This is a genomic window from Peptoniphilus sp. oral taxon 386 str. F0131, from assembly GCF_000090945.1.
GTDB classification, from domain to species: Bacteria; Bacillota; Clostridia; order Tissierellales; family Peptoniphilaceae; genus Anaerosphaera; species Anaerosphaera mikwangii.
In genome coordinates, this window is the sequence record NZ_GL349427.1 from 1 (window position 1) to 1241 (window position 1241).

Consider the following 1241-nt stretch of genomic DNA (forward strand, 5'->3'; position numbering starts at 1 on the left):
TTTTCTTCTTTTGCGTAGTATTCAAATTCATTTCCCTTCGGATCGTGTTTTGCCAAGTTTGTGAAAGTCTTCTTTAGATCATTTCCACTTGCATTTGCAGGTACTATAAATTCATCTACTTTTTCATCGATTTTGTCTGCACCTTCTACGTTGTTCTTTCTCCAAAGCTCTATTGTTACAGTTGGTTTCGGTCCGTTTACCCATACTTTTTCTAATGTCTTTTCTACTACTGTTCCTTGTCCGCCGCTTGTGTTGGTTACTTCTACTGTCTTTTCTTTATCTGCAGCTTTTAGTGTTACTTTTCCGTCTGCTACCGAATATGTTGCTGTGTAACCTTTTGTATCTGTTTCTGTTACAGTATATTCTCCAAAGTATAGGCCTGTTAATACTTTGCTTTCGCCCGGTGCCAATTCAAAGGTTTCTTCATAGTTCGCAGGACCTGTCACCTTGAAGCTGAACTTAATTGGAGTTCCTCTTAAGCCTCTTACTCCGTTTCCTGTTTCTAACAGTTTCTTAGCTACTGTCAGTTTACCAAGGTTTTCTTCGCCTGTTACTGCTTTGTTTGTTATTGTTGCAGCTCCATTTACTACGTCTGTGCTTGCTACCAGTGTCCAGTTGTCGTTGTTGACATCGTCTGCGTTCTTAAAGCTTTCTTTTACTATAAAGCTGTATGCATTGCCGTTGATGTCTGTTGTTTTTAAGTTTTCCCACTTTGCTGTTGTTGTAGTTCCGCTTACTACTTTTACTTCTGCTTCTGCTACCGGCACTTGTTCTTCTGCTCCGCCTTCTATTTTTCTGTATAGGGTTAGATTGACTTCCGGTTTTACTAGTGTCTTACCATCCGGATCTTTCCATACTTTTGTTACTGTTACTTCACCGTTACTTAGTTGAGTGTAAGTGTTTGTAACCACTAAACCATTTTCAGATTTTGTATAATTTACCGGTACGTTTTCTTCTTTTGCGTAGTATTCAAATTCATTTCCCTTCGGATCGTGTTTTGCCAAGTTTGTGAAAGTCTTCTTTAGATCATTTCCACTTGCATTTGCAGGTACTATAAATTCATCTACTTTTTCATCGATTTTGTCTGCACTTTCTACGTTGTTCTTTCTCCAAAGTTCTATTGTTACTGTTGGTTTCGGTCCGTTTACCCATACTTTTTCTAATGTCTTTTCTACTACTGTTCCTTGTCCGCCGCTTGTGTTGGTTACTTCTACTGTCTTTTCTTTATCTGCAGCTTTTAG

General features: G+C 38.5%; 1 protein-coding gene. It reads right to left on the reverse strand.

Annotated elements, in window-relative coordinates; genetic code table 11:
• A partial coding sequence (locus HMPREF0629_RS07540) for a Cna B-type domain-containing protein (RefSeq protein ID WP_009222715.1) occupies window positions 1-1241 on the reverse strand: 1241 nt, incomplete at both ends.